The sequence below is a fragment of the Thalassospira indica genome (assembly GCF_003403095.1).
GTDB lineage: Bacteria > Pseudomonadota > Alphaproteobacteria > Rhodospirillales > Thalassospiraceae > Thalassospira > Thalassospira indica.
In genome coordinates this window covers 1,412,828-1,439,566 of sequence record NZ_CP031555.1, presented here as the reverse complement: position 1 = coordinate 1,439,566, position 26,739 = coordinate 1,412,828, and the positions used below count along the sequence as shown (strand labels likewise).

Genomic DNA, 26,739 nt, shown 5'->3' with positions numbered 1-26,739 from the left:
GCCCCGATGGGCCTCCCCGGATGGGGAAAGCCCCGCAACCTTGACCTGTTTTATGATTCGATTTTCGAGAAGTCGGCAATATCGTGCAACGCTGTGCGAATTTGTGCCAACAGCTTCAAGCGGTTGGCACGTTCGTCAGCATTGTCGCTATTGACCGTAACCTTTTCGAAGAATGCATCGACCGGTTCACGCAACCGCGCAAATTCGGTCATTGCCGCGGCATAGTCCTCGTCACGCAGAAGTGGCAAGGCCTTGTGCCGGACATCAATGAGCGCCTCATACAACTTGCGTTCTTCTTCCAGGCTCAGAAGATCGGCGGAAACGTCCGCTTTATAGGACGTACCGTCCTTTTTCTCTTCGATGCGCAGGATGTTTGACGCACGCTTGTATCCGGCCATCAGGTTGACGCCGCTTTCGCCAGAGACAAAATCGGAAAGCGCTTCAACACGGGCCAACAGGCGGACAAGATCGTCCTCGCCATCCAGTGCAAACACGGCCGACACCAGATCATGGCGCACACCCTGTTCACGCAGATGGACTTTCAGGCGGTCTGCAAAGAAGGCCAGAAGGTCTTCAACCGCCTCGTCACGACGAATATTTGCCGGGTACTGGGAAACAGCGAATGCAAACAGACGCCGCAGCGGCAAGCGCAATCCGTTTTCCAGAACCAGACGAATGACACCCAGTGCCGCACGACGCAAAGCAAACGGGTCTTTTGAACCGGTCGGCTTTTCATCAATCGCAAAGAACCCGGCAAGGGTATCAACTTTCTCAGCCAAGGCGAGCGCCACCGAAACCGGTGCGGTCGGGCACATGTCCGATGGACCGGCCGGTGCATAATGCTCGGCAATGGCATTGGCGACTTCCGGGGCTTCGCCGTCATTTTCGGCGTAGTATTTCCCCATCAGTCCTTGCAGTTCGGTGAATTCAAACACCATCTGCGACACCAGATCGGCTTTGCCGATTTCTGCGGCGCGGTCGGCCAGTTTGACGTCACACCCCGGAATTTCCGCAGATACTTCACGCGCCAGACCGCGCAGGCGCAAGACGCGCTCTGCCAGCGAGCCAAGCTTGGCGTGGAAGACGATGTTATCAAGTTTCGGCAGACGCGATTGCAGCGTCACTTTCCGATCCTGATCCCAGAAGAACTTGGCATCATGCAGACGTGCGCGCAAAACACGCTCGTTCCCGGCGATGATTTTGGCGTTGTTGTCTGCGGTGATCATGTTTGAAACCGTGATAAAGCGCGCGGCAAGCTTGCCAGCCTTGTCTTCGACCACGAAATATTTCTGATGTTCACGCATGGAGGTTTCAAGAACCTCGCGCGGGATATCCATGAACTGGTCATCAACCTTGCCCATGACCGGAACCGGCCATTCAACCAGACCACAGACTTCTTCCAGCAGACCATTGTCTTCCAGAAGTTCAAAGCCCTCGGACGCTGCCAGTTTTTTCGCGCCCTCAAGGATGACCTGCTTGCGTTCTTCGCGGTCAAGCATGACCTTGGCAGCGCGGAGCTTTTCCTTGTACTCGGCCGCGTTCGATACGCTGAATTCAGCCGGGGCCAGAAAACGATGGCCACGGGTCGTATCGCCTGCGGTGACCGGACCATAGGTAACCGGGATGACCTTGCCATCAAACAAGCAAAGAATGCGGTCGAGCTGGCGCACCCAACGGATTTTCTGATCTGCCCAGCGCATGGATTTCGGCCAGGGCAGTTTGTTCATCGCATCTTCGATGATGTCCTTGATGACCTCGGACGCAGCACGGCCTTTCTGTTCGACAATAGCAAACAGGAAGACGCCCTTGGGCGTTTCGCGTTTTTCGCACTGATCAAGGGTCACACCATTGCCCGCAAGAAAGCCATTGATGGCCTTTTCCGGTGCATCGGCACGCGGGCCACGGCGTTCTTCGCGCAGGTCAGGCTGTTTTTCCGGCAGACCATCGACAATCAGGGTAAGGCGACGCGGGGTCACCAGTGCTTCGACCTTGTCAAAGCCAAGGTCGGCGGACTTCAGGCCATCGGTGACCAGTTTGGTCAGGTCTTCGGCGGCACGCGCCTGCATGCGAGCCGGGATTTCTTCGGAGAACAGTTCAAGAAGTAATTCGGCCATGACTTATGCCTCCTCGTTCAGATGTCCACGCGACCGCAGCCACGCTTCACAGCAGGATTTCGACATGTCACGAACACGGCCGATATAGGCCGCACGTTCGGTCACGGAAATCACGCCGCGCGCATCAAGGAGGTTAAACAGATGGGACGCCTTCATGGCCTGCTCATAGGCCGGCAGAGCCAGACCACGTTCGATATTCACCGCACATTCGGCCTGTGCATCCTTGAAGTGCTGGAACAGCATGTCGGTGTTTGCGACTTCAAAGTTATAGGTCGACTGTTCTTTTTCATTCTGAAGGAACACGTCGCCATAGGTCACGCCTGCACCGTTGTAATCGAGATCGTAGACGTTTTCGACACCCTGGATATACATCGCCAGACGTTCCAGACCATAGGTCAGCTCTACCGGGACCGGGTTGCATTCAAAACCACCGACCTGCTGGAAATAAGTGAACTGGGTGACTTCCATACCGTCAAGCCACACTTCCCAGCCAAGGCCCCATGCGCCCAGCGTCGGGCTTTCCCAGTCATCCTCGACAAAGCGGATGTCATGGGCCATCGGGTCAATGCCCAGATGTTTCAGCGAGCCAAGATACAGATCCTGTGAATTGGCCGGTGACGGCTTCATCAGCACCTGGAACTGGTAATAGTGCTGCAGACGGTTGGGGTTCTCGCCGTAACGACCATCGGTCGGGCGACGGGATGGCTGCACATAGGCTGCATTCCAGGTTTCCGGGCCAAGCGCACGCAGGGTCGTCGCGGTGTGGAAGGTACCGGCACCGACTTCCAAGTCATAAGGCTGCAGGATGACACACCCCTGATCGGCCCAATAGCTTTGCAGTCGAAGAATGATTTCCTGGAATGAAGGGGGACGTTGCGACCCGTCGAGCGCCATGGCGCGAACTCTCTATTACTGTTGTCTATGAATTTAAGGCGGCAAGCTACCGCCCTGCCCCCGCGCGGTCAAGAAGGCAAAAGCCCTGAGACGCGCTGAATTTGCAACCCTTGTATCCCGCCCTTCGCGATCATGCCGCATTGCAGCAACATTGATCCTCGATTATCGGGAAAAATCCAAGACAAATTCACGCGGATTGCCCCAAAGTCGAATGCCGCACAGGCGCTTTGATCAGAACCCGGATTTTGTCGTTAAAAAGGCTTACGTGTCGCAGCGATGTGCATTGCCTTCGGCATGGTAAACGCCGCAATGCGGGCATTTTTCCAGTTCATGGGCAATCGGCTTGGTTTGCTTTTTCTTTTCCCGGCCGGTTTGCTTGGGCTGTTCGTTGCTTGAAACCTGTTTGCCGCGATTAAACAGCTTGAAGCCTTGCCAGACGACAACGATGATCAGCGCGGTGAAGAGGATTTTCGAAAAACTCAGCATATCAGGTCCCAAAGCACGGATTTATCTGCGACATCTGTCGCAGGCATGTCGTTCTTATATTGAAGTTTGACCGAATTAGAAACCGGGCAATGCCATAGGGTTGCGCAAAAGGGTATCGGTTTGCGGCAAATAGGCCCCGCCTTCATCGTGCAAAACGATCCCGCGCCGCATGGTCAATGGCGACGCGACGCCTTTACGCGCCGAGACGATCACACGCAAGGGCGCGTCGGAATCCGCTTTGCTCCAGATCGGATAAACAGTCATGTCACCGGCCCGGCCATGCAAAAGACCAATGATCCGGTCCAAATGATCGGCGCGATGTACAAGCGTAATCCGTCCCTTTTGCCGCACCATCCTAAGACAAAACGCAATCCAGTCCTTAAGGTCTGCGGTGCCTTCCTGATGTGCCTTGGCACGGCTTTCATTGCTGGGCCGCGTGCCCCCGGCATAATAGGGCGGGTTGGAAATGACCTGATCAAAGCTTTCCGCCACCAGCGGCAGGCGACCATCATTGATATCGCCATGGATTGGGGTCACACGCCCCGCCAGATCATTTTCCATCACGTTGCGGCAAAACAGCGCATAGAGATCGTCTTGCAGCTCGACACCTGTGACCTTCGCGGTTTGCAGACGACGGGCAACGCAAAGCCCGGCCGTGCCGACCGCCGCCCCGACATCAAGGATCTTTTCATCGCGACGGGAATTGATCGAAACCGATGCGGCCAGCAACACAGCATCCACCGCCGCCCGATAGCCGTCGACAGGCTGCTTGAGCACCACCGATCCGCCAAGAAGAAAATCATGGCTGATCCGTTCTTCGGGGAAGTCGGGCACTTCAATGCGTGTGGCTGCATTCACCATCGATTGTCCTGATCTGTCGTTCTGATCTGATTGACCTGTTACTCGGACGGTATAGCGTCCGACGCATCGCGCTTTGCGTTATGCTCATCCAGTTCGCGTCTGGCAACATCAAGAACGTATTTCGCACGACTTTCCGCATCCCCATCCACCATCAGGCGCCGGGGCAAGGCACCGATCGATCCTTCGATGATGCTGGCGTGGTAGTCAAAGATATGGCTGTCGATGCCCTCATCGGCCAGAACAGTCTGTGCCCAGCTCAGTTCGATGGGATCGTTACTGCGAAAAAGTTCGATCATCTGCATTTTCCTTCAAACTGTGATCTGGTCTTGCATACGTTCTGAAATAAGAAGAAATCCAAAAAACGATAATATCTCTATAATGTAGGGGTTTGGGATCAAGGTTTACAAAACACTCTGCAAGAAACCCTGAATTATCTGTGGTTCAAGCTTGATCTGAACCGCATTTGTCCACTTGACCACAACAGCTTGGCCTATCTATGTTGAGGCCGCCTGCTGTTATTTGCAATCTTCGCCCACGCAGGCAGCGAAGATGCCATTTGAGAAGTCGGAATACAGCGTGACCAATACCGCACCGCAGCCAAAGACTCAGCCGAGCCTTGATTCACTGGTCAACCTCGTTGATGGCGACATGAAGCGCGTCAATCAGGTGATCATCGACAACATGCACAGCGAAGTCGCCCTGATTCCGCAATTGGCCACCCATCTTGTCGCGGCCGGCGGCAAACGCATGCGCCCGATGCTGACACTGGCATCGGCACGGCTTTGCGGTTATGGGGATGGACCACATGCTGTCGATCTTGCGGCCTGCGTTGAATTCATTCATACCGCGACCCTTCTGCACGATGATGTCGTCGATGAAAGCCAGCTGCGCCGTGGTCAGGCATCGGCAAATGCGCTGTTTGGCAACGAGGCCAGTGTTCTGGTAGGTGATTTCTTGTTTGCGCGCGCCTTTGTCGTGATGGTCAAAACCGGGTCGCTACGCGTTCTTGATATTCTGGCACAGGCATCTGCCGTCATTGCCGAGGGCGAAGTTCTTCAACTTTCGACCGCCAATGACATGGGCACCTCCGAAGAGGCCTATCTCGAAGTGATTACCGCCAAGACCGCAGCCCTGTTTGGCGCGGCATCGCAGATTGGTGCGGTGATTGCCGAACGTTCGGCCGAGGATGAAGAAGCACTTCGCCTGTATGGCATTTACCTTGGCACCGCCTTCCAGCTGATTGACGATGTTCTGGATTATTCCGCCCATCAGGCAACCCTTGGTAAAACCGTTGGCGATGATTTCCGCGACGGCAAGGTGACGCTTCCGGTAATCATTGCGTATGCCAATGGCGATGAAGACGAAAAGGCCTTCTGGCGTCGCTGCATGGAAGATCAGGACTTCCAGGATGGCGATCTGGATCGTGCGCAAACACTGATCCGCAAATATGATGCACTGGATGCATCAATGGATCGCGCCCGCGAATTCGGCGAAAAGGCGATTGCCACCTTGTCCCGCTTTGACGATGGCGCGATCAAGGATGCAATGGTCGAGGCAGTCGAATTCTGCATTTCGCGCCCATACTAATCGATATTCCCGTTGCGCATGCCGGGGTCACACCCGGACCGCGCAAAAATATCTTGCGTCGCCTGCGATAAACCATTATCACCCGGCTTCGCAGAATGACGGAGCGTAGCTCAGCCTGGTAGAGCACTGTCTTCGGGAGGCAGGGGTCGGAGGTTCGAATCCTCTCGCTCCGACCATCATTCAAAGGCCCTGAAACGTATATGCGTTTCGGGGCCTTTTGCGTTTCAGTCAAAGATGCGTCGCGCCCTCATCACCTGCAGAGGCAGGATTTTCAATCGCTTGTTAAACTGCCCGTCCTGCGCACGCCAACACTGACATTTTTTCCGCCAAAATGACCGGTTTATGCTTGATCCACGCCGAAAGAAGGGATAAACCTCCGCCCACTGACGGAGCGTAGCTCAGCCTGGTAGAGCACTGTCTTCGGGAGGCAGGGGTCGGAGGTTCGAATCCTCTCGCTCCGACCATCAGTCGGGCGGTCTTTCATTGAAAGGCCGCCCGTTTTCGTTTTCAAACGATTTCCTCCCCTGTCTTACGTTGAAAATGACGCCATCTGTTGCATTTGCAATATCGCAAGACAGCATCGTCCGCTTGGATTGCAGCAACAATCGTCCCGACATCCCCCTGGCGTCACACAGAATCCCGGATACGAATCCCCCCATAATAATTAGGGTGATAAAACCAAAATCCCCTAAGCCGCGACGATCATACAGCTTTTTGACCCGGTATTTTCAAACGGCATGAATAAACGCCAAATGCGCATTCCCGTGCGGAATTCCTGCTTTCCACGCCTGACACGAAGTTTTCTTTTCGCACTGCAAAAGGATATTTTCTTTCGCAAACGGTGAAACAAACTTGCTCATCCTTGCGAAATACGCTTATGCTTCGCCCTGCAACATAAAAATCGGGGAGAATACCACCCAATAATAAAAGCAAAAGGTGGTGGTCGGCCTCACGTGGTATTACCAATTTCGGACTTCTTAGGGAGGAAGACGAATGACTTTTTCTAAAATGCTTAAATCCGCAACTTGTGCGGCCGTTCTTGCTGCGGTCGCGGTTGCGGCAGTGCCTTCTGATGCGGATGCCCAGGATCGCGTTCGCTGGAAAATGGGCTCGACCTATCCGGGCAGCCTGACCCAGCTTGGTACGCTTGGCAAACGCGTCGACGAGAAGATCGACCAAGTTTCTGGCGGCAATATCAACATCAAATTCTATGAGCCGGGCGCACTTGTGCCGGCACTGGAAGTTTTCGATGCGGTTTCGACCGGCTCGATTGATGCGGCCTTCTCCACCCCGGGCTACTGGGCAGGTAAGGTTCCGGCCCTTCAGCTTTTCGGTGCCGTTCCGTTCGGCCCGCAGGCAGGTGAATATCTGGCATGGGTCAAGTTTGGCGGCGGCCAGGAAATCTTCGACAAGCTTTATGCCGAACATGGCATCAAATCGCTGTTCTGCGGCCTGATCGCACCGGAAGCATCTGGCTGGTTCTCCAAAGAGATCAATTCGCCGGAAGACCTTAAGGGTCTGAAAATGCGCTTCTTCGGTCTTGGCGCGAAAGTGATGGAAAAACTTGGTGTTTCCACCCAGCTTCTGGCCGGTGGCGACATCTATCCAGCACTTGAACTTGGCACGATTGACGCGACCGAGTTCTCCATGCCGGCGATTGACTTGAAACTCGGCTTCCACCAGGTTGCGAAGTACTACTACTTCCCGGGCTGGCATCAGCAGTCGACCCTGTTCGATCTGATGATGAACAAGGAAAAATGGGATGCGCTTTCCGATACCCAGCGTGCCCAGATCGAGTCCGTCTGTAACGACAACCTTGCATATGGCTTTGCAGAAGGTGAAGCGATCCAGTTCGACGCCCTGAAAGAACTTCAGGAAAAAGGCGTGAACATCAAGAAGTGGTCGCCGGAAATGCTCGATGCCATGCGTGGTGCCTGGGAAGAAGTCGCAGCCGAGCTTTCAGCTGAGGATGCAAACTTCAAAATGGCTTATGAAAGCCTCCAGAGCTTCCGCGAAAACTACAAGATCTGGAAAGACATCGGTTATCTCGATTAATCCAACAGGTCTGAACGACTGTTAAGTCAGTCGACAAAAACAAGTCTCGGCAAGGCCGGGTGCTCCGTGCCCCGGCCTTGACCGCGATAAGAAGACCCGGGAGACCTTCTATGGAAGCGCTACTGAAATTTAGTGACATCATTGATGCCGTCGTGACCCGTGTGGGAAAGTGGGCAAGCCTGCTTGCGATACCATTGATGATCGTCATCCTGTACGACGTGATCCAACGTAAATTCGGCGGTCAGGGATCTATCAAGCTCCAGGAGCTTGAATGGCACCTGCATACCGGCCTGTTTATGCTGTGCTTTGGCTTCGCCTATATTCGCGATGCACATGTTCGTATTGAACTTATCCGCGACAACCTTCGCCCCCGTACCCGCGCGATTGTCGAGATGATCGGCGGCATCATTTGCGTGCTGCCATTCTGTGCTTTGGTGCTGTATTTCGGGTTTGATTTTGTTGCCCGTTCTTTTGAAAGCGGCGAAGTATCGGCTTCAACAACGGGTCTGACCCATCGCTGGATCATCAAATCAACCATTCCCATCGGCTTTGGCCTTCTCGCCATGGCGGGGCTTTCGATCTTCCTGAAATGCTTCGTCTATGTCTTTGGCCCGACCAACCTGCACAAGCGCGCAGGCTATTACGTCGGGACCCACCATCTTGAAGAACTTGGCACTGCCAAGATCAAAGACTGAGCGGAACGGGGATAATTCCAAATGGATAACTTCTATATCGAAGACTGGTTTCCGCTGTTCATGTTTGCCTCGCTCGGCATTCTTGTCTTCACGGGACTTCCGGTTGCTTTCGTCATTTCCGGCATCGGGATCGGCTTTGGCTTCCTGGGCATGGCCTATGACGTTTTCTCGTTTATTGAATTTTTCAATATCGTTTCACGTATCTGGGGCGGCATCTCCGAAAACATGGTGATGGTTGCCGTGCCGATGTTCATTTACATGGGCACGATGCTTGAAAAAAGTGGTGTTGCAGAAGATCTTCTGGAATGCCTCAACATGCTGCTGCGCAAGGTGCCGGGCGGTCTTGCCCTTTCGGTAACCCTGATGGGTACCATCATGGCGGCGACCACCGGTATTATTGGCGCATCGGTTGTGATGATGACCCTGCTCGCCCTGCCGGTGATGATGCGTCGTAATTATGATCCCTCGCTTGCCACCGGGACGATTGCGGCATCGGGTACGTTGGGTATTCTGATCCCGCCATCGATCATGCTGGTTCTGATGTCCGACCTTCTGTCGGTATCGGTTGGTAACCTGTTCCTGGCGGCAATCCTTCCGGGTCTGATCCTAGCAGGTCTCTATACCGTCTACATCTTTGTACGTTGCCAGTTAAATCCGTCTCTTGCCCCGCCGCTTCCAGAGGGCGAAGCAATCCATGGCAAGGATCTGGCGATGATGGTGGTGCGCAGTTTCGTGCCGCCTGTGTTCCTGATCGTTCTTGTTCTGGGCTCGATCTTTGCCGGTTTTGCCACCCCGACCGAGGCCGCAGGCGTTGGCGCAGTTGGTGCGACCTTCCTGGCTCTGGTCAAGGGGCGCCTTAAATGGCCGGTCCTTAAGGATGTTTGCGAACGTTCGGCACTGACCGGCGCGATGCTGTTCTTCCTGTTTGCCGGCGCGACTGTGTTTTCCTATGTGTTCCGTTCGCTGGGCGGTGACGATCTGGTGATTGACCTTGTCGAAGGTGCCGGACTGGGATCGTGGGGCATCTTGCTTTTGCTGATGCTGATCGTCTTTATCCTTGGCTTCTTCTTTGACTGGGTCGAGATCACCCTGATTGTTCTGCCGATCTTTGCACCGGTCATTGCCCAGCTTGATTTTGGGCATCACCTTGACATCGGCGGCCTTGAAGCCACCGAGGCACAGGTTCTGACATGGTTTGCGGTCCTTGTGGCGGTGAACCTGCAAACAAGCTTCTTAACGCCACCGTTTGGGTTTGCCCTATTCTATCTCAAGGGTGTGGCGCCGAAATCCATCACCATCCAGCAGATCTACAAAGGCATCATTCCCTTCGTACTTCTGCAGGTTCTGGGACTTATCCTCGTGATGTACTTCCCGGAACTGGCCCTGTGGATGCCCAATACGCTGCTTGAATAGCGTGGCGTTTGGATAAGAACTGACAAAGGGCGCTGTCGGCAAGACAGCGCCCTTTTTATTTGGCCAACGAGGCCCAAAAGAAAACCGCCCGGGTTACACATCGGACGGTTTTGACTTCAAGATCATCGTGCTGGCAGGCGAAATTAGTGATGCAAGGCCCGTTCCCCCGGGAGCTGCAACATACGGCCCATCAGATAATCGACGTCATCTGAATCGAACTCGACCCCAAGATCACCATACTGGGTCAGGACCCGTTCGATCATCCGGCGCGAATAGCGTTCCTTGTCATGTTCTTCACCATCAAAGGAAGTCTCGCGGGCAACTTCAATCGCCGCACGAACACCCGGGAAGAAATGCTCTGGCATGCCGGCCTTGTTATAGATCGCTTCAAGGCCGAACGGACCACTGTCATGAATAAGAATACGGGTATTGATCAAAGAGACACCCGCACGCTTTGCCAAGGCGGCCTCGAAGAAGGACACATCGCCCATGCAAAGTGCGCGCAGGATCAGACCGCTGGTCAGACGCTTGTTGTTATAAAGATGTTCGACAAGCAGTTCGACATCGCGTTCCTCGACCCCATCACCAAGAAGCCCGATGGTCGCGCTTTCCTGCGACTGGGTCATGACGGCGTTAACGATCCCCTCGGGGATGTGACCGCGCGAAATCAGTTGCGAACGCATCCGTTCGGACACCAGCGTCACCATACGTTCGGCAATCGTGATCGGCAGATGATTGCGTTCGATCATCGGTTTCTGAATGCGTTCATTGTCGCCGAAATCATCAACGACCTTTTGCAGGGAAACCTCGCTGATTTCGGCACCCTGGTTTGACATCAGGTCGACCATCACGTCTTCATGGCCGATATCGACCAGCGTTGCCGAAACGACTTCGGAAACATATGACCGCGAGGCGATCGCACGCTGCTTTTCGACACTGTCGGCATTGTCACCGATGATGTCGACAAGGTCGTCGTCATTGAGTACTTCGGAAAATTCAAGAACCGGAAGCGCGACTTCGTCCACATCGCGGGCCAGCGTCGCGGCAACGTCATGTGGCACCAAAGGCGTCTGGGCAAGGTTTTTGGCAAGGGCCTTGCGCACGCGGACTTCCGCGTCACGGATCATCAGACGGAAAATATCTTCGGCCAGAACACGTTCGCTGTCAGTCAGGGTCTCGGTCGTGAATTCACGACTGATCTTGTCGGCCGTGTCTGCGCGATTTTCCCCTGACGGGTCCTGAACCAGCTTGCTCAGATCTTCTTTGGTGATACGTGGCAATAGATATCTCCTGGCACGCTTCTCATATGGCTGCCAAATTTCTGCGCAACATTATACTTCTGGCAGGAATTCGACAAACATATTTTCCTTAGTTGGGGCACAAGGTCCTGATTTTCAACCATCCTGTTGATCAATTGTCGAACCGGGACATTCCGCGTCCCTGATGGATTTCATCAAACCTTCTGCCACAATGGCGAAAACACACTATTTCAGTCGTAAGCCTTGCACCAGCAATCAGAAGCATCTGAAATCTGGCAAATTTCGACAGCTCAGTCCAAAAATTGACTAAACTCAAATTTTTCACCATCACACTATGATAGATCTGGTTACCAGTTTTTGAAGATCAAGCGATCTTGTACTTGTTCGACGCATAACAATATCCCGCGTTGACCTTGCGTTTACCCACAGATGCGCCAGAAAGTGGTGCATTATCCCGATCACCGGGAACATCGAACTAAGAGAGAGGCTCAATAATGACGTTTTCGCGCAAACTGGTTCTCGTTGCCAGCTCCATCGCCTTCCTGTCTGCCGCCCCTGCGATTGCTGGTGATGCGGAGAAAGGTGAAAAACTTTTCAAGCGCTGTGCTGCTTGCCACAGCCTTGAAGCTGGTGTGAACAAGGTCGGCCCAAGCCTTGCGGGTTCGTTCGGTCGTGAATGCGGCACGGTTGAAGGTTTCAAATACGGCAAGGGCTATCTTGCTGCCTGCGAAAAAGGCTTTGTTGCTGACGAGGCGTTCCTGACCGATTACCTCAAGGACCCGTCGGCCAAGCTCAGTGAAATCGCGGGTTCCAAGGAACGCTCCAAAATGGCGTTCAAACTCAACAAAGATGAAGATGTTGCCGACATCATCGAGTTCCTGAAAGCTCAGTAACACTCTCACGATCTCGCAATACGAAATGGCCGGAGCAACATGCCCCGGCCATTTTTGTGATTTGCACTCTGTTTACAGTCTCTGGCAATGCGTCCTGGGTATTACAGATACCTGTTGCGCAACCGTGCTATGCCGCCTCGCGCCGACGCAGAAGTTCTTCGCCGACCGAACGCATCTGCTCCACCGTTGCGACATCCAGGGTCGCAGTGACTTCAAGGTCACGATCTTCATAGACGTCACGGTCCGGGTGTTTTTGCGCCCAATCGGCAACGGCCTGATCGCGTTCGCGGATAAGTTGTTCAATCTGCGGCCGGAAAAGCACCATCATGCCCGACACCCAACGGTTGACCGGCCAGGACGGCTGGGCATGGTCGATGACAAAACCATCAAGCATACCGATGACGTCTTCGGCGTCATACCAGACTTCGCCCGTGACCCAACGGTTGGTGGTAAACAATCGCTGGCAAAAGCCGAACTCATCCATAGAAAACGCGATCAAATGCGAAAGTGCGTCGTTCGGCCCCTCGGGATAGGCGAAGCCTTCGATCTGTTTGGGTTTGCAGCCATCAGGCATGCCGCGCGGACGCATGAAGGTATGGAAATGTCCGTGCTCGTCCCAATCCCGGCGTTCTTCCTTGGGATGGGCATGATAATAGAACTGTGCATGTGACTGGCGATCATAGACATCGCCTTCGGGGTAGTGGTTCCATTCATAGAACGTCCCCGACCCCTTGATCAGTTCACCGACGATGTTATCGCCCGTCGCCGTCAAAACGCGGTGACATTCCATAACATCGCGTCCCGCGGCCAACATCTTTTCAAGCTGATCTGTCGGGATAGACGCCAAATCGAGTTTGTCTTCAGTCATTTCTTTACCAACATCGTTGCGATCCACCCGTTATTCCTTTTGCACAGAATAAGGCGGTTTGCGACCGATCACGCCAATAAACCCCTTTCAACAGTTAGTGATTTGATGGCGCTTTGCAACAATCGTCTCGGGCGATCAGTGATCGCGCATCACCCGAAAACCAATCAGGATGTGCTTGAGATATTCCGGGCGGGCGTGACGGGCGGCCGGGCGACAAACCCCGCACCCGCGATCATCCCATGATCCGCCTTTAACCGTGCGATAGCCTGGCTGAGAAGACGAAGACGTCCATTCAAACACCTGCCCGACACCGTCAAGCACACCATATGGCCCGGCCTCGAACTGGCCGACCGGCATGGTATCAAACGGTCCGCTATCAGCACTGTTCAGGCGGCTTGCGTCGAAAATATTTCCCCAAGGATAGAACGTACCATCCGGGCCACGCGTCGCCTTTTCCCAATACAGCTCATCGGGCAAGTGCCAGCTTTCACCCGTCTTTTCGCTCAGCCAACGGGTATAGGCGTTGGCATCCTGCCACGACACCAGAACGACGGGATGATTGCCGCGTCCGCGCGGGGGACGACCATCGTTCCAAAGGAACGGTACGATGGTGTCATAGTTATAAATCAGCCCCTGACGTTCCCAGTCTTCCTGGCTGATCGTCGGTGCGGGATGGCCGGTTTCTTCAACAAAAACCGCATACTGGTCATTGGTTACCGGCGTTTTGCCGATATCATAACCCAAAAGATGGACGCGCCATTTATCGGCTTCGAGATCATACCAACGGTTACGGCGGCTGATATCGTGGCCATAGACCTGCTCGTCAATCTGATAGGCATATTGCCGTTCGACTGAATCGGATCCCTGCCAAAACCAGCCAGACGGAATGTCGACCGTCTCGGGGATTCCATTACCTGCCGCCTCTGCGTTTCCCGCAAGGCCAACAACGCACGCAACAGCGCAGAACTTCCAGATTTCTGCGATACGATCCCCGACTATCATACAAACTTCCGTCCTGATGGGCGGTGGGGCTCACGCTTTATTCAAACGAAACCCCAACTTAAGCCCCCTTTATAACTGACCCCAAGATGCTGAACTTTTGCCGCACTTTCAATCGGTTTGACAGTTTTTAACCGGCATTTCTGACATGCATTTTATCTAATGGGCTTCTAATCAATTGTAGGCAAACGCCTTTTTGAACACGACGGTCTCACACAACAGTGAAACCATGTGACGCCGCTTCGGTGAAGAATTGGATCATAGTGCGCTTACCGATGGGCGATGGAACGCCCCGGATTGAACTTACCGGATCTTCAGAGAGGCACGACATGACCAAGAAATCCATGACTTTCGCACAAAAGGCACTCATCCCGGCGATGGCAATCGGCACCAGCCTTGCCATGGCAACACCGATGGCGATGGCCGCCCCGCTTCCGGCACCGACCGCCGAAGTGGCAAGCTGCGCACCGTGCAGCCCATGTGCAGCCAATCCTTGTGCCGCAAACCCGTGTGCTGCGAACCCGTGTGCAGCCAAAAAAGTGGTTAACCCGTGCAGCCCGTGTGCCGCCAACCCGTGCGCAGCTAATCCATGTGCTGCGAAAAACCCGTGTGCGGCCAATCCATGTGCTGCGAACCCGTGCGCCGCAAAGTGATGATTTGATACGTCCCAACGGCAACGGGGGCGATGCAGTTGCATCGCCCCCGTTTTCTATTCAAGCAGAAAGGCCTTCAAAGCCTACTCGCGAACAACCATCACCGAGCAATCTGCATGGCGCACAACGCGCGCGGCATTCGGCCCCAGAAGGTAATCCTTCAGTTCCGGGCGGTGGGATCCGATCACGATCAGGTCGCAATTGGTTTTCTTCGCAATCTGAAGGATGACCTCGTAAACCGTTCCCTGGCCGACGATGTGCTGCACCTTGATGTCTGACGGAATATGTTCAGCCACAAATTGGTGCAGACGTTCGTTGTAGGCTTCAAGAACCTTGGTTTCGTAACCCTTCGGGAAGAATTGACCAACCATCGACATTCCAACCGTGGGCACCACGGTCAGAACATGAAGGCGCGCGCCAAAGCTTTGCGCCTGCTTGATCGCAACCGGCACGGCCTTCTTCCAGGAAGACTCATGATCAAGATCTACTGTGACCAGAATATCCTTGTACATGTTCAATCTCCCAGTCAGGCCGTACCAAGCGCGTCTTCACTGCGCTTGCGTCGGCGTTGAAGAACAATGATCCCACCCAGCAACAGGAAGGCCGGGATAAAGAAGACTTCCTTGGCCGGACGATCAGCCTCGACCTTTACCGCGGTGATTTCAAAGTCGAAATCAAGACCGGCTTTCTCGGCCGGACCAGCAAAGACCAGGTCGTCGATATAGATACGACCATCTTCATTCCGGATACCGATACCGGCGTGATAAAGGCGATCCTCACCCGCACCTGCCGGACCAAGCGGCAGCATCACGGATTTGGAAACCTCATCCCCTTCGATGCTGATGCCTTCGACATCCAGAAGGATGTTGGATTCAGGCGGCATGTTGGCAGCATCTTCGACGATGGTTGTCGCCGGCAGGTTTTCATAAGGCGGCGCAATCATGTCGAGCCAGAAACCCGGACGGAACAAGGTGAACGCGATCAACAGCAGTGCCGCACTTTCCCACAGCTTGGACCGGGCAAAGAAATACCCCTGCGTCGCTGCGGCAAAGACCAGCATGGCGATTGTCGAAACAATGATCACCATCACCACATCCAGCGGATGATCCAGACCGATCATCAGAAGTTGCGTGTTGAACAGGAACAAGAACGGTAGGACGGCTGTGCGCATTGAATAGAAGAATGCAACCAAACCCGTCTTCATCGGATCAGCCCCCGAAACCGCGGCGGCGGCAAAGGATGCCAAACCGACCGGTGGGGTCACATCGGCCATGATACCGAAATAGAAGACGAACAGGTGAACCGCGATTAACGGCACGATCAGTCCGTTTGCCGCGCCAAGTTCGACAATCACTGGTGCCATCAGGCTCGAAACCACGATGTAGTTTGCCGTGGTCGGAAGCCCCATACCAAGGATCAGGCTGATCACTGCGGTGAAGATCAGGATCAGCATCAAATTGCCGCCCGAAATCAGTTCGACGAATTCAACCATCACCTGACCGATACCTGTCAGTGAAACCGTGCCAACGATGATCCCGGCGGCGGCGGTTGCCACACCAATCCCGATCATGTTGCGGGCACCGGTGGCAAAACCGTCAATCACGTCGATCAAGCCAAGCTTGAGGTCGTTGGAAACATTGCGGCTTTTGCGGAAAATGCCCTTAGCCGCATGCTGGGTCAGCATGATGAAGATCATCAGAACCGTTGCCCAGAAGGCCGAAAGCCCCGGTGATTTCAATTCAATCATCAGGAACCAGACCAGAACCACAACCGGCAGCAGATAATGCAAGCCAGCCTTGGCGGTTTCACCCAAAGCCGGCAACTCGACCACCGGCTGGTTGGGATCATCCATTTCAAGATCGGGATATCTTGCCGCGTAATAAAGCCCTGCCAGATAGATCGCAGCACACTCGAGTGCGACAATCCAACCAACGGCATCACCAAATAGCTGCTTCTGGAAGACAATGGCGTAATAAACCAGCCCCGAAAGCACCACCAGTGACAGAACAAACAGAATCGATCTGATCAGCGTTTGACCAAGGGTCGAGGTAACCCGTTTCGGCAGGCCCTTCATGTTCGCTTTAAGTGCCTCAAGGTGAACAATGTAAATCAGCGCAATATAGGAAATCGTTGCGGGCAGGAAGGCATGTTTGATGACTTCCGGGTACGGAATGCCGACATATTCCACCATCAGGAAGGCCGCAGCTCCCATCACAGGCGGCATGATCTGACCATTGACCGAGGATGCGACTTCCACCGCACCGGCCTTCTCGCCCGAGAAACCAACGCGCTTCATCAGCGGAATGGTAAAGGTACCGGTCGTCACAACGTTGGCAATCGAGGACCCTGAAATAAGCCCCGTCATCGCCGATGACAAAACAGCGGCCTTTGCCGGGCCACCGCGCATGTGACCAAGGGCGGCAAAGGCAACCTTGATGAAATAGTTGCCAGCACCCGCCTTATCGAGAAGCGATCCAAACAGGACAAACAGGAACACAAAGCTGGTTGATACGCCAAGCGCGATACCAAACACGCCTTCGGTGGTGATCCACTGATGCGACATCGCCTTGGAGAAGCTTGCACCACTCCATTGCAGAACGTCGGGCACCCACGGTGCATTGCCAAAGAAGACATATGCTAGGAACACCATCGCAACGATCATCAAGGGCGGGCCAAGTGCGCGACGGGTTGCTTCAAGCAACATGACAAGACCAACGCCAGCCGCGACAAGGTCGCCCGTCGTCGGAAGCCCGGGACGATCCGAGATTTCACGATAGAAAATGTAAATATAGGCCGCGCAAAACGCGCCAACCGCCGCCAGAACCCAATCCATAACCGGGATATAACTGCGCGGCGAATTCTTGAAGGCCGGATAGGCCATAAAGGCCAGAAAAATTGCAAAAGCGAGATGGATCGACCGTGCCTCGGTCGAGTTCAAAACGCCGAAATTAAAGATAAATGGCAATGGCGAGGCCAGCCAAAGCTGGAACAGTGACCATGCGACCGCAAGCCACAGTAATATTTTCGCCGTCAAACCACTTGGTTGACGGGCCCCTGTATCATTTTCCGCAATCAGGTCCTGCAGCCCCTGATCGACGGACACATTTTCCGTATTCTTGTCGTCAGTCATCACAAACTCCCGGTCACTACGAAAGCCATTTGAACTGGGGGTCCAGAAACAAAAAGCCTCCGTCGACACACACCCGGTCCCCTACGGAGTACTCCAACACCTAAATGACGGTGTTCATTTTCTTCAATTTTTGTGAGCAAACCCGTCGGGCGCAAAAGAAAAACGGAGGGCGAAAAACGCCCTCCGTCCCAAGCCTGATTACATCAGGCCAGCTTCTTTGTAGTACTGAGCTGCGCCGTCATGCAGCGGAGCCGACAGGCCGTCCTTGATCATTTCTTCTTTTTTCAGGACTTCAAATGCCGGATGCAGCTTTTTGAAGTCGTCGAAGTTTTCAAAGACTGCTTTGACAACGTTGTAGACGATGTCGGCATCGGTGTTGGTCGAGGACACAAAGGTCGCACCGACACCAAAGGTCACAACATCATCCGGGTTACCACGATACATGCCGCCCGGGATGGTGGCTGCACGGTAGTACGGGTTGTCAGCGATCAGCTTTTCAATTTCCGGGCCGGCAACTTCAACCAGAACCGAATCACAGGCAGTGGTTGCTTCCTGGATCGAACCGGACGGGTGACCAACGGTGTAGATCATCGCGTCGATCTTGTTGTCGCAAAGCGCCTGGGACTGCTCAGCCGGCTTCAGTTCGGATGCCAGCGAGAAGTCATCAAGGGTCCAGCCTTTGGCAGCAAGAACGATGTCCATGGTGCCGCGCTGACCGGAACCCGGGTTACCGATGTTCACGCGCTTGCCTTTGAGGTCGTCAAAGGTCTTGATGCCAGCATCTGCCCGGGCAACAACGGTGAACGGCTCCGGATGGACGGAGAATACAGCGCGCAGGTCTTCGAACGGACCCTGGTCTTCGAATTTCGAAGTCCCGTTATAGGCATGGTACTGCCAGTCAGACTGGGCAACACCCATGTCCAGCTCGCCGGTACGAATGGTGTTGATGTTGTAGACCGAACCACCCGTGGATTCGACCGAGCAACGAATGCCGTGCTCTTTGCGATCCTTGTTGACCAGACGGCAGATCGCGCCACCGGTCGGATAGTACACACCAGTCACACCACCGGTACCGATGGTGATGAAACGGTTTTCCTGTGCCGAGGCCTGACCGGCAAACAGCGAGGCGCCAGCAATCGCAGCGACTGCACCCGCTACAGCGATAAGTTTTTTCATTAGGATTCGCTCCCTTTTTACACCCTATTATCAGGCATTCAAATGTTCGACATCGAACAACTGAATCAAACGGAAACATCAGAAAAATCAGATGTTTCGACGATGGGGATTATAGTGTCCGACTTGGCGGAATAAAACCCTATAACCCCGAAACCTCCTGACGAAATTCAGTATTTGTGCGTATTGTCCGGTTCTTTTTGCCCCTCCTACCACATGGGTTGCATAATCTGGCGGGCCTGTTCACCTTTCGCGATCTTCCGCCCCATCAGGATCGAACCATCATGTGCCTGGGCAATAAGATCAGCATTGTTCGAAGCAGGCGATCCGTCAACCCTAAGGTGATTATTTTCAAATCCGATACGCGCATGACCACCCAGTCCGGCACCCGTCAGAACGCAGGCGTTTTCATAAGGCCCAAACGCACACAGCATCCATTCCGAGACATAAGGACTGGCCCCGACAAACGGCAAAAGTTCGATGGGTTGCGACACCTGCCCTGCGGTGTAGCGCCCCAGCACGAATAAGACCGGGAATTTGTCGCCGGGCAGAACGCCGATTTCAACAAGCTGATTAAAGCGCGCCACATCTTCGGCCGCATACAAGATCAGTTGCGGCGCGATTTTGGCTTCGCGCATGAACTCGAAAAACGATTTCAATGCATTGAGGTCCGCATCGACGGGTGCAATTTCACGCACAGCGATTGATACCGCTTCTGGCAGCAGGTTTCTGATCATTTCCATCTGCTGCTGGGCTGTGTAGACGCCAACCGCCTCGGTCGTGACCTGCAACAGCATATCATCACCAACCAATGATCTGACCTCGGTCAGCATTTCCCGATAACGGCCAACATCAAGGCTGTGTTTCTGCTCATCATCGCGGACATGCAGATGCATCATCGATGCACCGGCAGCCTTGCATTCCAATGCCGTCCTTGCGACTTCGGCTGGCGTGATCGGAATGTTTGGCAAATCTGCCTGTGTCTTGCGCGCACCATTGGGGGCAGAGGCAATCAGAAACGGTTTGTCACCATATACCATCACGCCAGTCCCTCTGCGCTAAAGACATCATCAAGCGCACCGGCAAACAGATCGACGATTTTGGCGACATCGTTTTCATCAATGATGAAGGCCGGTGCAAACAACACATGGTCACCGCGAACGCCATCAATTGTGCCGCCCATCGGATAAGCCATCAAACCGCGTGCAAACGCGGCCTTCTTGATCTTGGCATTGATTTTAAGGGTAGGATCGAACGGCTCCTTGGTTTCCCGGTCCGCGACAAGCTCCACCCCGCGAAACAGGCCGCGTCCGCGGATATCACCAACAAACGGATGCTGGCCCAGTTTTGCCTCAAGAGCCGCGACAAGGTTTTCCCCCTGTTTGACGACATTGGCCAGAAGGTTGCGATCCTTGATGGCGCGTTGGGTCGCAAGTGCAGCCGCACAGGAAGTTGCATGCCCCTGATACGTGTGACCGTGCTGGAAGAAACCCGATCCATTGGCAATCGCATCGTTGATTTTCTTTGACACAAGCACGGCACCAATCGGCTGGTAACCTGCCCCAAGTCCCTTGGCTATGGTTTGCAGATCGCCAGAAATGCCTTCCTGCTCAATCGCGTGAAGGGTGCCGGTGCGGCCCATGCCGCACATGACCTCATCAAGGATCAGCAACACACCATATTGGTCGCAAATTTCGCGCACGCGTTTGAAGTAACCCGGCACTGGTGCCAGCGCACCGGCCGTTGCCCCGACAACCGGCTCGGCCACGAATGCCGCGACGTTTTCCGCCCCAAGCTCAAGGATCGCCGCTTCAAGTTCATTGGCAACCCGAAGACCATAGGCCTCTGGCGTTTCATCATCGCGTTGATCACGATACTGGTAAACAGGTGCGATGTGACTTGCGGTGATCAGAAGCGGCTCAAACTGTTTGCGCCGCCACATATTGCCGCCAACTGATAACGCGCCAAGCGTATTGCCGTGATAGGATTGCCGACGGGCGATGACGTATTTACGGTCCGGCTGCCCGATTTCCAGAAAGTACTGGCGCGCCATTTTAAGGGCTGCTTCAGTTGCCTCTGATCCGCCAGAAACAAAATAGACTTTGTTGATGCCTTCGGGTGCCGAGGCGACCAGTTCATCGGCCAGTTCTTCCATCGCATCGGATGAAAAGAACCCGGAATGGGCATAGGCAATCTGATCAATCTGGGCATGCATGGCAGCACGGACATCCGGGTCGGAATGACCAAGGCATGACACAGCCGCCCCACCGCAGGCATCAAGGTAACTCTTTCCGTTCTGGTCAAAAATATAGATCCCCTCCCCCCTGACTGCGCGCGGCGGGATGGATGTACTCGTGCGGTGCAGAACACGGGTTCCGGCGTTCGGGACAGGGGATTGGGCAGAGTTTGACGCATTGGTCATGATCGGACGTTCCGTAAAGTGCCTAGTCTTCGAGATATGTATCAAAGACAGCGAGTTGTTCTTCTGCAGCGGCAATCCGTTGCAGAGCCTTGGGGCCGCCCCGCGCGACCAGCAGGGCAACAAGTGCCTGCATCACGGAAAGGGCGGCGGTAAAACTTTGGAAAAACGACTGCGAGATGTCGCGCACCACAAGCTTGCAATGCGCATCCATCGCAAGCGGTGAAACATCAGAGTCTGTCACGGCAATGACCGGGCAATGCTGGGAGCGGGCAAACTCAACCGCACGCACCGTATCGCGGATATAGGGTTTTGCCCCGACAGCAATCATGATGTCACGTCGCCCGATACCGCGCAGTTCATCGCCAAAGGTGCCTGAATGGCCATCGACCAGAACGCCATTGTCGCAAAACAGCCGATAGGCATAGGCAAACTGGAACGCGGCCGGGTATGCCGCCCCCCGCCCGACGATGAAGACCTGACGGGCGTTTTCAATCGCCTCGCAGGCAGCAATCATGCGTGACACAAGATCCGAAGAATAAGCTGCGCTGATATTGTCGATTTCGGTGCGGCAAATGCTTTCAAGAAGATGTTGGTCCCGGTCGACATCGTTATCGGTCTTTTGCGTTTCGCGCGCGCGCCGAGCGTAGCTTGCGGGCTGGTCAAGCAATCGGCTTTGATAATGGTCGCGGAAATCCTGCCAGGTTTCGACGCCAATCGCAGTCATCAACCGAGTGACCGTACTTGGCGGCACATCTGCGGCACGGGCCAGTGCCCGCATGGAACGCAGAGCGACATCATTTGGATGATCCAGGATATAGCGCGCAGCCTTTTGCATTTGCGGACTAAGCTTTGCGTAGTCCGAAATCAGCTTTTCACGCAGATCAGTTTGCAAACCCATCACCCGAATATCCATGCCCTGTCAGGAAGACCAAGATTACGCCACAGGCAGCCGCAACACACAACACATGTTTCAAAAATTATATCACACGAAACATCTGTTTCGTCTCCCTGTTTCATCTCTGGGCCGGGAACATTCGGTGTGACGCCTAAAAAACATGGACTTATTAGAAAAAACTGTAAAAATAACTGGACTCACAGATGAAACCTTTGCGTTTCATACGGGAAATTCAAATGTGCCCTTTGGTGGAAACCGGGGCACCGAATCGGTCGATGTCCAATGGAAACACAGATCATCGAGGCCCTTAATCAGGCACAGACAGGCATTGCGCTGTTTGATGCAGACGAACGGATTGTCTTTGCCAATCCGGCGTGGGAACAATTGATCTCCGGAATTGCCGAGGAAGACCTGATCTTCAATGAGACAGAGCTTGCCGATGGCGGCATGATTTCAGTGTGCTTCGTCAAGCCGCAAGTCCCGCAGTCCGAACGCCCTGAAACAGCCAGCTCTGCCAATGATGCCAAAATCGGCACCGTCATCATTGCCGATGACAGCGAAAGCAACCGCATGGTGGCGCGCCGTATCCTGCAGGCCGAGGGATATGGCATTGTCGAGGCCAGCAATGGCCAGACGGTGCTGAACATGCTCAAGCGCGGGGTGAATGCCGACCTGATCCTGATGGATGTCGAAATGCCTGATATGGACGGGCTGCACACCACCCGCCGCATCCGCCATATGAGCGGACCGGTTTCGCGCACGCCGATCATTGCCTTGTCCGCACATCAGTCGCGTGACTGGAATGTCATTGCCCGCCAATCCGGTGTTGATGATTTTATCAACAAACCCATTCAGCGCCAAAAACTGATCGAAACCATGCAGGAACTGATTATCCGGCGCAGCGGGACTTCGGGGACCCCAAATGCAGCCCAAAAACGCAGCAAGGGGGCACGGATTGGTCGCGCTTACCGCCCGGAATCCCTGACCAGCCCGGTTCTTGATGTTCGTATTCTTGAACAACTTTACACCGATGCCGGGGACGAGGGTGCGGGATGCGGCATCGAGATCTTCATCAATGAAACGGAATCCCGTCTGGTCAAGATCGACAAGGCCCTGTCAGAGGATGACATGACCACGGTGCGCAACGAAGTTCATGCGCTTAAAAGCACATCCGGGACCTTTGGATTGCGCCAGCTTTCCGAACTTTGCGAAACCACCCAATCCGTATTCGAAGACAATGATCCGGATGAAGACCGCTTGCTGTCACTCTCGCGCCAAGTGGTGCAACTGGCCCCGACGGCCCTGACTGCGCTCAATCTGTATCGCAGATCACGCAGTATCAGCAGCACGCCCCATATCTGATCCATCCAGTTCAAGCCAGATTTGCCAGACCATCAGCGCCCAGATACTGAGCGCCATATCCAGATCTTTGCCCGAAACGGCGCGCTTCCAATACGCCGTCTTGTGACCCTGCGTAATGGCGACATCAGCGAAGATCGCGTCAAGAATTCGGTTCTCATCTCCCCACAGATATCGGGCAACACCCAAAAGCCACGTTGCGACAGGCGGATTAAACCCAATTTTGTGGTTTTGAACATGCCCCGCTGGCAGATAGGGGGTGATTGCCTGACGCCACAGGGATTTTGGACCATGTTTCAGGTGTTGTTTCGCGGTAACTGACGCCGCGATGCGCACAACATCGTGCCCCAAAAGCGGCAAGCGATATTCAAGCCCATGGCCCATCCCGCAACGATCCGACATCAAAAGCTGATTGCCCGGAAGCGTCACATCACGATCAAAATGCATCATCGCGTCTGTCAGGCCGCCGTCTAAATCAGGATGCTGCACAATCCTGGCATCGCATTCGGGTATCACACAACGGTTGTTCCAGACGGCGAAGGCGTGGCTGCGCGCCCCTGATCCGCCCGCAAGAAAGCGATGAATTTCCCGTCGCTTGCCTGCGCCATACAGCTTTGCCGTCAGTCGCCGAACCGGTCTTGGCACATGGCACCAATATGTCTCGTAAAGCTGTGCGGCCCGATATCGCGGATAGCCGCCAAACAACTCATCCCCACCGTCGCCAGACAGACAAACTTTGACATCCCGGCTCACCGCTTTTGAAAGGCATCGCATCAGGACAATCGACGGATTGGCAAAGGGCCCGCCGACACTTTTCAAGGCCGCCACAAGCTCCTGATAGATGTCCTCTGGCTGCGTCGGGGCAGCAACGACATGCAGTTCTTGCCCGAGAAGCCGACAGAGTTTTTGCGCTGCTTCCGCTTCATCAAGAGCCGGATCATCAAACCCCATCACAAACGCCCTGGGGGCAATTTGTCCGCGTTCGCGCGCAATATCGCACGCCAATGCCGCGACACCCGCACTATCCAGGCCACCCGAAACGAGACAGCCGACCGAACAATCCGCATCCATCGCGTCGGCAACCGATTGACGAACAGCAGACAACAGGTCGCCAGGCGTCGGCATCTGCGAAGCCTTGTCGACCCGAGATGCCGTGTGCGCGATGTGGCCTGTGGAAACCTCGCCCGCCTGCCAGCGCATGAGCGTACCGGGTGAAAGAAGTTTTATGGCCTCTTTCCCGGTGTTCGGTGCAGGCACAAACAGATGGGCAAGATATGTCGATTTGACTCTCTCATCACACACCAGCGGAGAAATTGCAGAAAACGCAGATATCTCTGACGCAAAGGCAATGTGACCGCCTGGACGGCTCAAAACATAGAGCGGTTTGATGCCCAGCGGATCACGCGCCAGCCACAGGCAGGATTGCGCCACATCCCATAATGCAATCGCGTATTGCCCCGACAAGGTTTGGAGTACCTGTGCAGGATCACTTCCCTGCCGAATTGCGTTGGACATCAATTGCAGAACAAGTTCCGCATCATTCCGGGTTTGGAATGACAGACCGTCGCGGGTTGCCGCCTGCATCCTGCGCCGATGTCCCGCGATATAACCGTTGAAAACCAGAACAAATCGCCCGTCCGTGCTCGCAAGCGGTTGGTTGGCCTGCCCCGTCAGATCGGTAGTGGCAAGGCGTACGCATCCAAGGGCGATCTTTCCAGTTGGGTCAGACCAGACACCCGAGCCGTCCGGCCCCCGATGTGCAAGACGTTGGAGCATCGCATCCACGGCACGGTGATCGTCTGGTTGGGTTGAGCCCGCGATGCCACACATGGATGCCCTGCTTAATTCTGGTCGCTAAGGCTTTCAGGATCGGACGGTTCAACTTCGCCCGCGCGACCTGCCAACCGATTTTGCAGGTCGCGCAAAACATAAAGGCGGAGCGCACTCGACAAGTTGCCTTCGCGGTCGGTATCGATTTCGACAACCAGTTCAGCCAGTGTCATGGCGCGACGCTGTGCAATGCCGACCAGCTCTTCCCAGAAGGCATCTTCAAGCGAAAAACTGGTCCGGTGCCCGGCAATTGTCACTGATCTTTTACGAACGGCATCTTCCATCGGTGTTTAAATCTTTAATTCCGGCGCAAAAACGACCATGATTTCAAAAGCTTTCCGCCATGATAGGGCATCGACATGAAATTCATACATCTTTCCGACCTTCATATTCTGGCACGAAATGATGTGTCGCGCCTACCCGATGCGGCCGCGACGCTCCGCAAGGTCATTGACGAGGTAAACACCTATCACAACGACGCGGAAATCTGCATCATCACCGGTGACATCACCCACCGCGGCACGCCAGAACAATATGAAAATGCTGTCGATATTTTGTCTGATCTTGCCATTCCCTATCTGATTATTCCGGGCAATCACGACATCCGCGAAGCATTTTGTGATGCCTTCCCCACGACCGAAACCGACACCCATGGCTTTGTCAATTTCGGGCAAACTTTCAACGGCGTGCGTTTTGTGATGATGGACAGCGTCGTGCCCGGCCATCACCACGGTACACTGTGCGCCCAACGCCTTGACTGGCTGCGCGATGAACTGACCGCACATCGGGACACGCCAACCTTCCTGTTCATGCATCATCCGCCAATGGCAATGGGCCTGCCTTTCATGGACACCATCCGCCTGGGTGCCGAAGACGCACTTGGTGAAATCGTATCAAGCAACCAGCAGATCAAGCATCTGTTCTTTGGTCATCTGCATCGCCCGGCAACGGGCTCGTGGCTGGGCGTACCGTTTGTTTTGGCCAACAGCACCCAGTCGGGCGAACCACTTGATTTCCGCCATGAGAAAGAGGAAGAACTTCAGGACCCCAACCCGCTTGGGCCGGGCTATGGCATTGCCTTTGCCGATGCCAAGGGCGGGCTTCGCTATCACTTCAATTTCGTGAAGTTCGATATGCAATTGTGATCAGACGG

At 54.4% G+C, this 26,739-nt stretch carries 24 protein-coding genes and 2 tRNA genes; 10 read left to right on the top strand and 16 right to left on the bottom strand.

The genetic code is table 11. The features are described from left to right. Positions 1–50: 50 nt before the first annotated feature. The 5 genes from glyS to DY252_RS06725 form a co-directional block, all read right to left on the bottom strand. A complete protein-coding gene (gene glyS / locus DY252_RS06745; protein ID WP_064789383.1) occupies positions 51–2,114 on the bottom strand; it encodes a glycine--tRNA ligase subunit beta in 2,064 nt (687 codons plus the stop codon). A 3-nt stretch (positions 2,115–2,117) separates the two neighbouring features. Further along, positions 2,118–3,008: a glycine--tRNA ligase subunit alpha gene (locus DY252_RS06740; RefSeq protein ID WP_064789384.1), complete on the bottom strand. Its 891-nt coding sequence runs from the start codon at positions 3,006–3,008 to the stop codon at positions 2,118–2,120. 261 nt (positions 3,009–3,269) lie between these two features. Beyond that, positions 3,270–3,494 carry a hypothetical protein gene (locus tag DY252_RS06735; protein ID WP_064789385.1) on the bottom strand — a complete coding sequence of 75 codons (225 nt, stop codon included), beginning with the start codon at positions 3,492–3,494 and terminating at the stop codon, positions 3,270–3,272. Positions 3,495–3,569: 75 nt separating this feature from the next. Next, positions 3,570–4,355 (bottom strand): tRNA1(Val) (adenine(37)-N6)-methyltransferase, encoded by a 786-nt coding sequence (locus tag DY252_RS06730; RefSeq protein WP_064789386.1) that lies wholly within the window; start codon positions 4,353–4,355, stop codon positions 3,570–3,572. A 38-nt stretch (positions 4,356–4,393) separates the two neighbouring features. Continuing rightward, positions 4,394–4,651 (bottom strand): putative signal transducing protein, encoded by a 258-nt coding sequence (locus DY252_RS06725; protein WP_064789469.1) that lies wholly within the window; start codon positions 4,649–4,651, stop codon positions 4,394–4,396. Between the two features lie 253 nt (positions 4,652–4,904). On the opposite strand from DY252_RS06725, the gene DY252_RS06720 reads away from it, so the two are divergent. From DY252_RS06720 to DY252_RS06695, 6 genes are all read left to right on the top strand, one after another. Beyond that, positions 4,905–5,942, top strand: coding sequence for a polyprenyl synthetase family protein (locus DY252_RS06720; RefSeq protein WP_008891812.1), 1,038 nt, complete (start codon positions 4,905–4,907; stop codon positions 5,940–5,942). A 99-nt stretch (positions 5,943–6,041) separates the two neighbouring features. Further along, positions 6,042–6,118, top strand: a tRNA-Pro gene (locus tag DY252_RS06715). Between the two features lie 211 nt (positions 6,119–6,329). Then, positions 6,330–6,406: transfer RNA gene (locus tag DY252_RS06710), tRNA-Pro, on the top strand. 529 nt (positions 6,407–6,935) lie between these two features. After that, positions 6,936–7,997: a TRAP transporter substrate-binding protein gene (locus tag DY252_RS06705; protein ID WP_174713873.1), complete on the top strand. Its 1,062-nt coding sequence runs from the start codon at positions 6,936–6,938 to the stop codon at positions 7,995–7,997. Between the two features lie 110 nt (positions 7,998–8,107). Continuing rightward, positions 8,108–8,692, top strand: coding sequence for a TRAP transporter small permease subunit (locus DY252_RS06700; protein WP_064789387.1), 585 nt, complete (start codon positions 8,108–8,110; stop codon positions 8,690–8,692). Positions 8,693–8,713: 21 nt separating this feature from the next. Continuing rightward, positions 8,714–10,105, top strand: coding sequence for a TRAP transporter large permease (locus tag DY252_RS06695; protein WP_063088886.1), 1,392 nt, complete (start codon positions 8,714–8,716; stop codon positions 10,103–10,105). Positions 10,106–10,248: 143 nt separating this feature from the next. On the opposite strand, the gene spbR is transcribed toward DY252_RS06695, so the two are convergent. Then, positions 10,249–11,385: a SpbR family protein gene (spbR, locus tag DY252_RS06690; protein ID WP_008889656.1), complete on the bottom strand. Its 1,137-nt coding sequence runs from the start codon at positions 11,383–11,385 to the stop codon at positions 10,249–10,251. A gap of 473 nt (positions 11,386–11,858) precedes the next feature. Here spbR and DY252_RS06685 point away from each other — a divergent pair, with 473 nt between their 5' ends. Continuing rightward, complete coding sequence (locus DY252_RS06685; RefSeq protein ID WP_064789388.1) at positions 11,859–12,257, top strand: c-type cytochrome; 399 nt, start codon at positions 11,859–11,861, stop codon at positions 12,255–12,257. Between the two features lie 127 nt (positions 12,258–12,384). Here DY252_RS06685 and DY252_RS06680 read toward each other — a convergent pair whose 3' ends face one another. Beyond that, positions 12,385–13,125: a DUF6969 family protein gene (locus DY252_RS06680; RefSeq protein WP_064789470.1), complete on the bottom strand. Its 741-nt coding sequence runs from the start codon at positions 13,123–13,125 to the stop codon at positions 12,385–12,387. A gap of 135 nt (positions 13,126–13,260) precedes the next feature. Next, positions 13,261–14,127, bottom strand: a complete 867-nt coding sequence (locus DY252_RS06675) for a formylglycine-generating enzyme family protein (protein ID WP_063088883.1) — start codon at positions 14,125–14,127, stop codon at positions 13,261–13,263. Between the two features lie 326 nt (positions 14,128–14,453). On the opposite strand from DY252_RS06675, the gene DY252_RS22345 reads away from it, so the two are divergent. Further along, the gene (locus DY252_RS22345; RefSeq protein WP_197482582.1) at positions 14,454–14,777 is read left to right on the top strand and encodes a hypothetical protein; all 324 of its coding nucleotides are present in this window, start codon (positions 14,454–14,456) and stop codon (positions 14,775–14,777) included. 83 nt (positions 14,778–14,860) lie between these two features. Here DY252_RS22345 and DY252_RS06665 read toward each other — a convergent pair whose 3' ends face one another. The 6 genes from DY252_RS06665 to DY252_RS06640 all read right to left on the bottom strand — a co-directional run bounded on the left by DY252_RS06665 (position 14,861) and on the right by DY252_RS06640 (position 22,400). Beyond that, positions 14,861–15,289, bottom strand: coding sequence for a universal stress protein (locus tag DY252_RS06665; protein ID WP_063088881.1), 429 nt, complete (start codon positions 15,287–15,289; stop codon positions 14,861–14,863). 14 nt (positions 15,290–15,303) lie between these two features. After that, positions 15,304–17,907: a TRAP transporter permease gene (locus tag DY252_RS06660; RefSeq protein ID WP_064789390.1), complete on the bottom strand. Its 2,604-nt coding sequence runs from the start codon at positions 17,905–17,907 to the stop codon at positions 15,304–15,306. A 198-nt stretch (positions 17,908–18,105) separates the two neighbouring features. Continuing rightward, positions 18,106–19,083 (bottom strand): TAXI family TRAP transporter solute-binding subunit, encoded by a 978-nt coding sequence (locus DY252_RS06655; protein ID WP_008889649.1) that lies wholly within the window; start codon positions 19,081–19,083, stop codon positions 18,106–18,108. A 206-nt stretch (positions 19,084–19,289) separates the two neighbouring features. After that, positions 19,290–20,120, bottom strand: a complete 831-nt coding sequence (locus tag DY252_RS06650) for a beta-keto acid cleavage family enzyme (RefSeq protein WP_064789391.1) — start codon at positions 20,118–20,120, stop codon at positions 19,290–19,292. Then, positions 20,120–21,502 (bottom strand): aspartate aminotransferase family protein, encoded by a 1,383-nt coding sequence (locus DY252_RS06645; RefSeq protein ID WP_064789392.1) that lies wholly within the window; start codon positions 21,500–21,502, stop codon positions 20,120–20,122. Before DY252_RS06645 ends, DY252_RS06650 begins: the two co-directional genes overlap by 1 nt. A gap of 22 nt (positions 21,503–21,524) precedes the next feature. Next, positions 21,525–22,400 carry a MurR/RpiR family transcriptional regulator gene (locus tag DY252_RS06640; RefSeq protein ID WP_064789471.1) on the bottom strand — a complete coding sequence of 292 codons (876 nt, stop codon included), beginning with the start codon at positions 22,398–22,400 and terminating at the stop codon, positions 21,525–21,527. A 279-nt stretch (positions 22,401–22,679) separates the two neighbouring features. Between DY252_RS06640 and DY252_RS06635 the strand changes: the two genes are divergently transcribed. Next, entirely contained in the window at positions 22,680–23,759 is a 1,080-nt protein-coding gene (locus DY252_RS06635) for a response regulator (RefSeq protein ID WP_064789393.1), read from the top strand. On the opposite strand, the gene asnB is transcribed toward DY252_RS06635, so the two are convergent. Together asnB and DY252_RS06625 are read right to left on the bottom strand one after the other, a co-directional pair. Beyond that, positions 23,727–25,586, bottom strand: coding sequence for an asparagine synthase (glutamine-hydrolyzing) (asnB, locus tag DY252_RS06630; protein WP_064789394.1), 1,860 nt, complete (start codon positions 25,584–25,586; stop codon positions 23,727–23,729). The two genes, DY252_RS06635 and asnB, sit on opposite strands and share 33 nt — an antisense overlap. A gap of 11 nt (positions 25,587–25,597) precedes the next feature. Next, positions 25,598–25,870: a ribbon-helix-helix domain-containing protein gene (locus DY252_RS06625; protein WP_064789395.1), complete on the bottom strand. Its 273-nt coding sequence runs from the start codon at positions 25,868–25,870 to the stop codon at positions 25,598–25,600. A 75-nt stretch (positions 25,871–25,945) separates the two neighbouring features. Here DY252_RS06625 and DY252_RS06620 point away from each other — a divergent pair, with 75 nt between their 5' ends. Further along, positions 25,946–26,731, top strand: coding sequence for a phosphodiesterase (locus tag DY252_RS06620; RefSeq protein WP_064789396.1), 786 nt, complete (start codon positions 25,946–25,948; stop codon positions 26,729–26,731). Positions 26,732–26,739 lie beyond the last annotated feature (8 nt).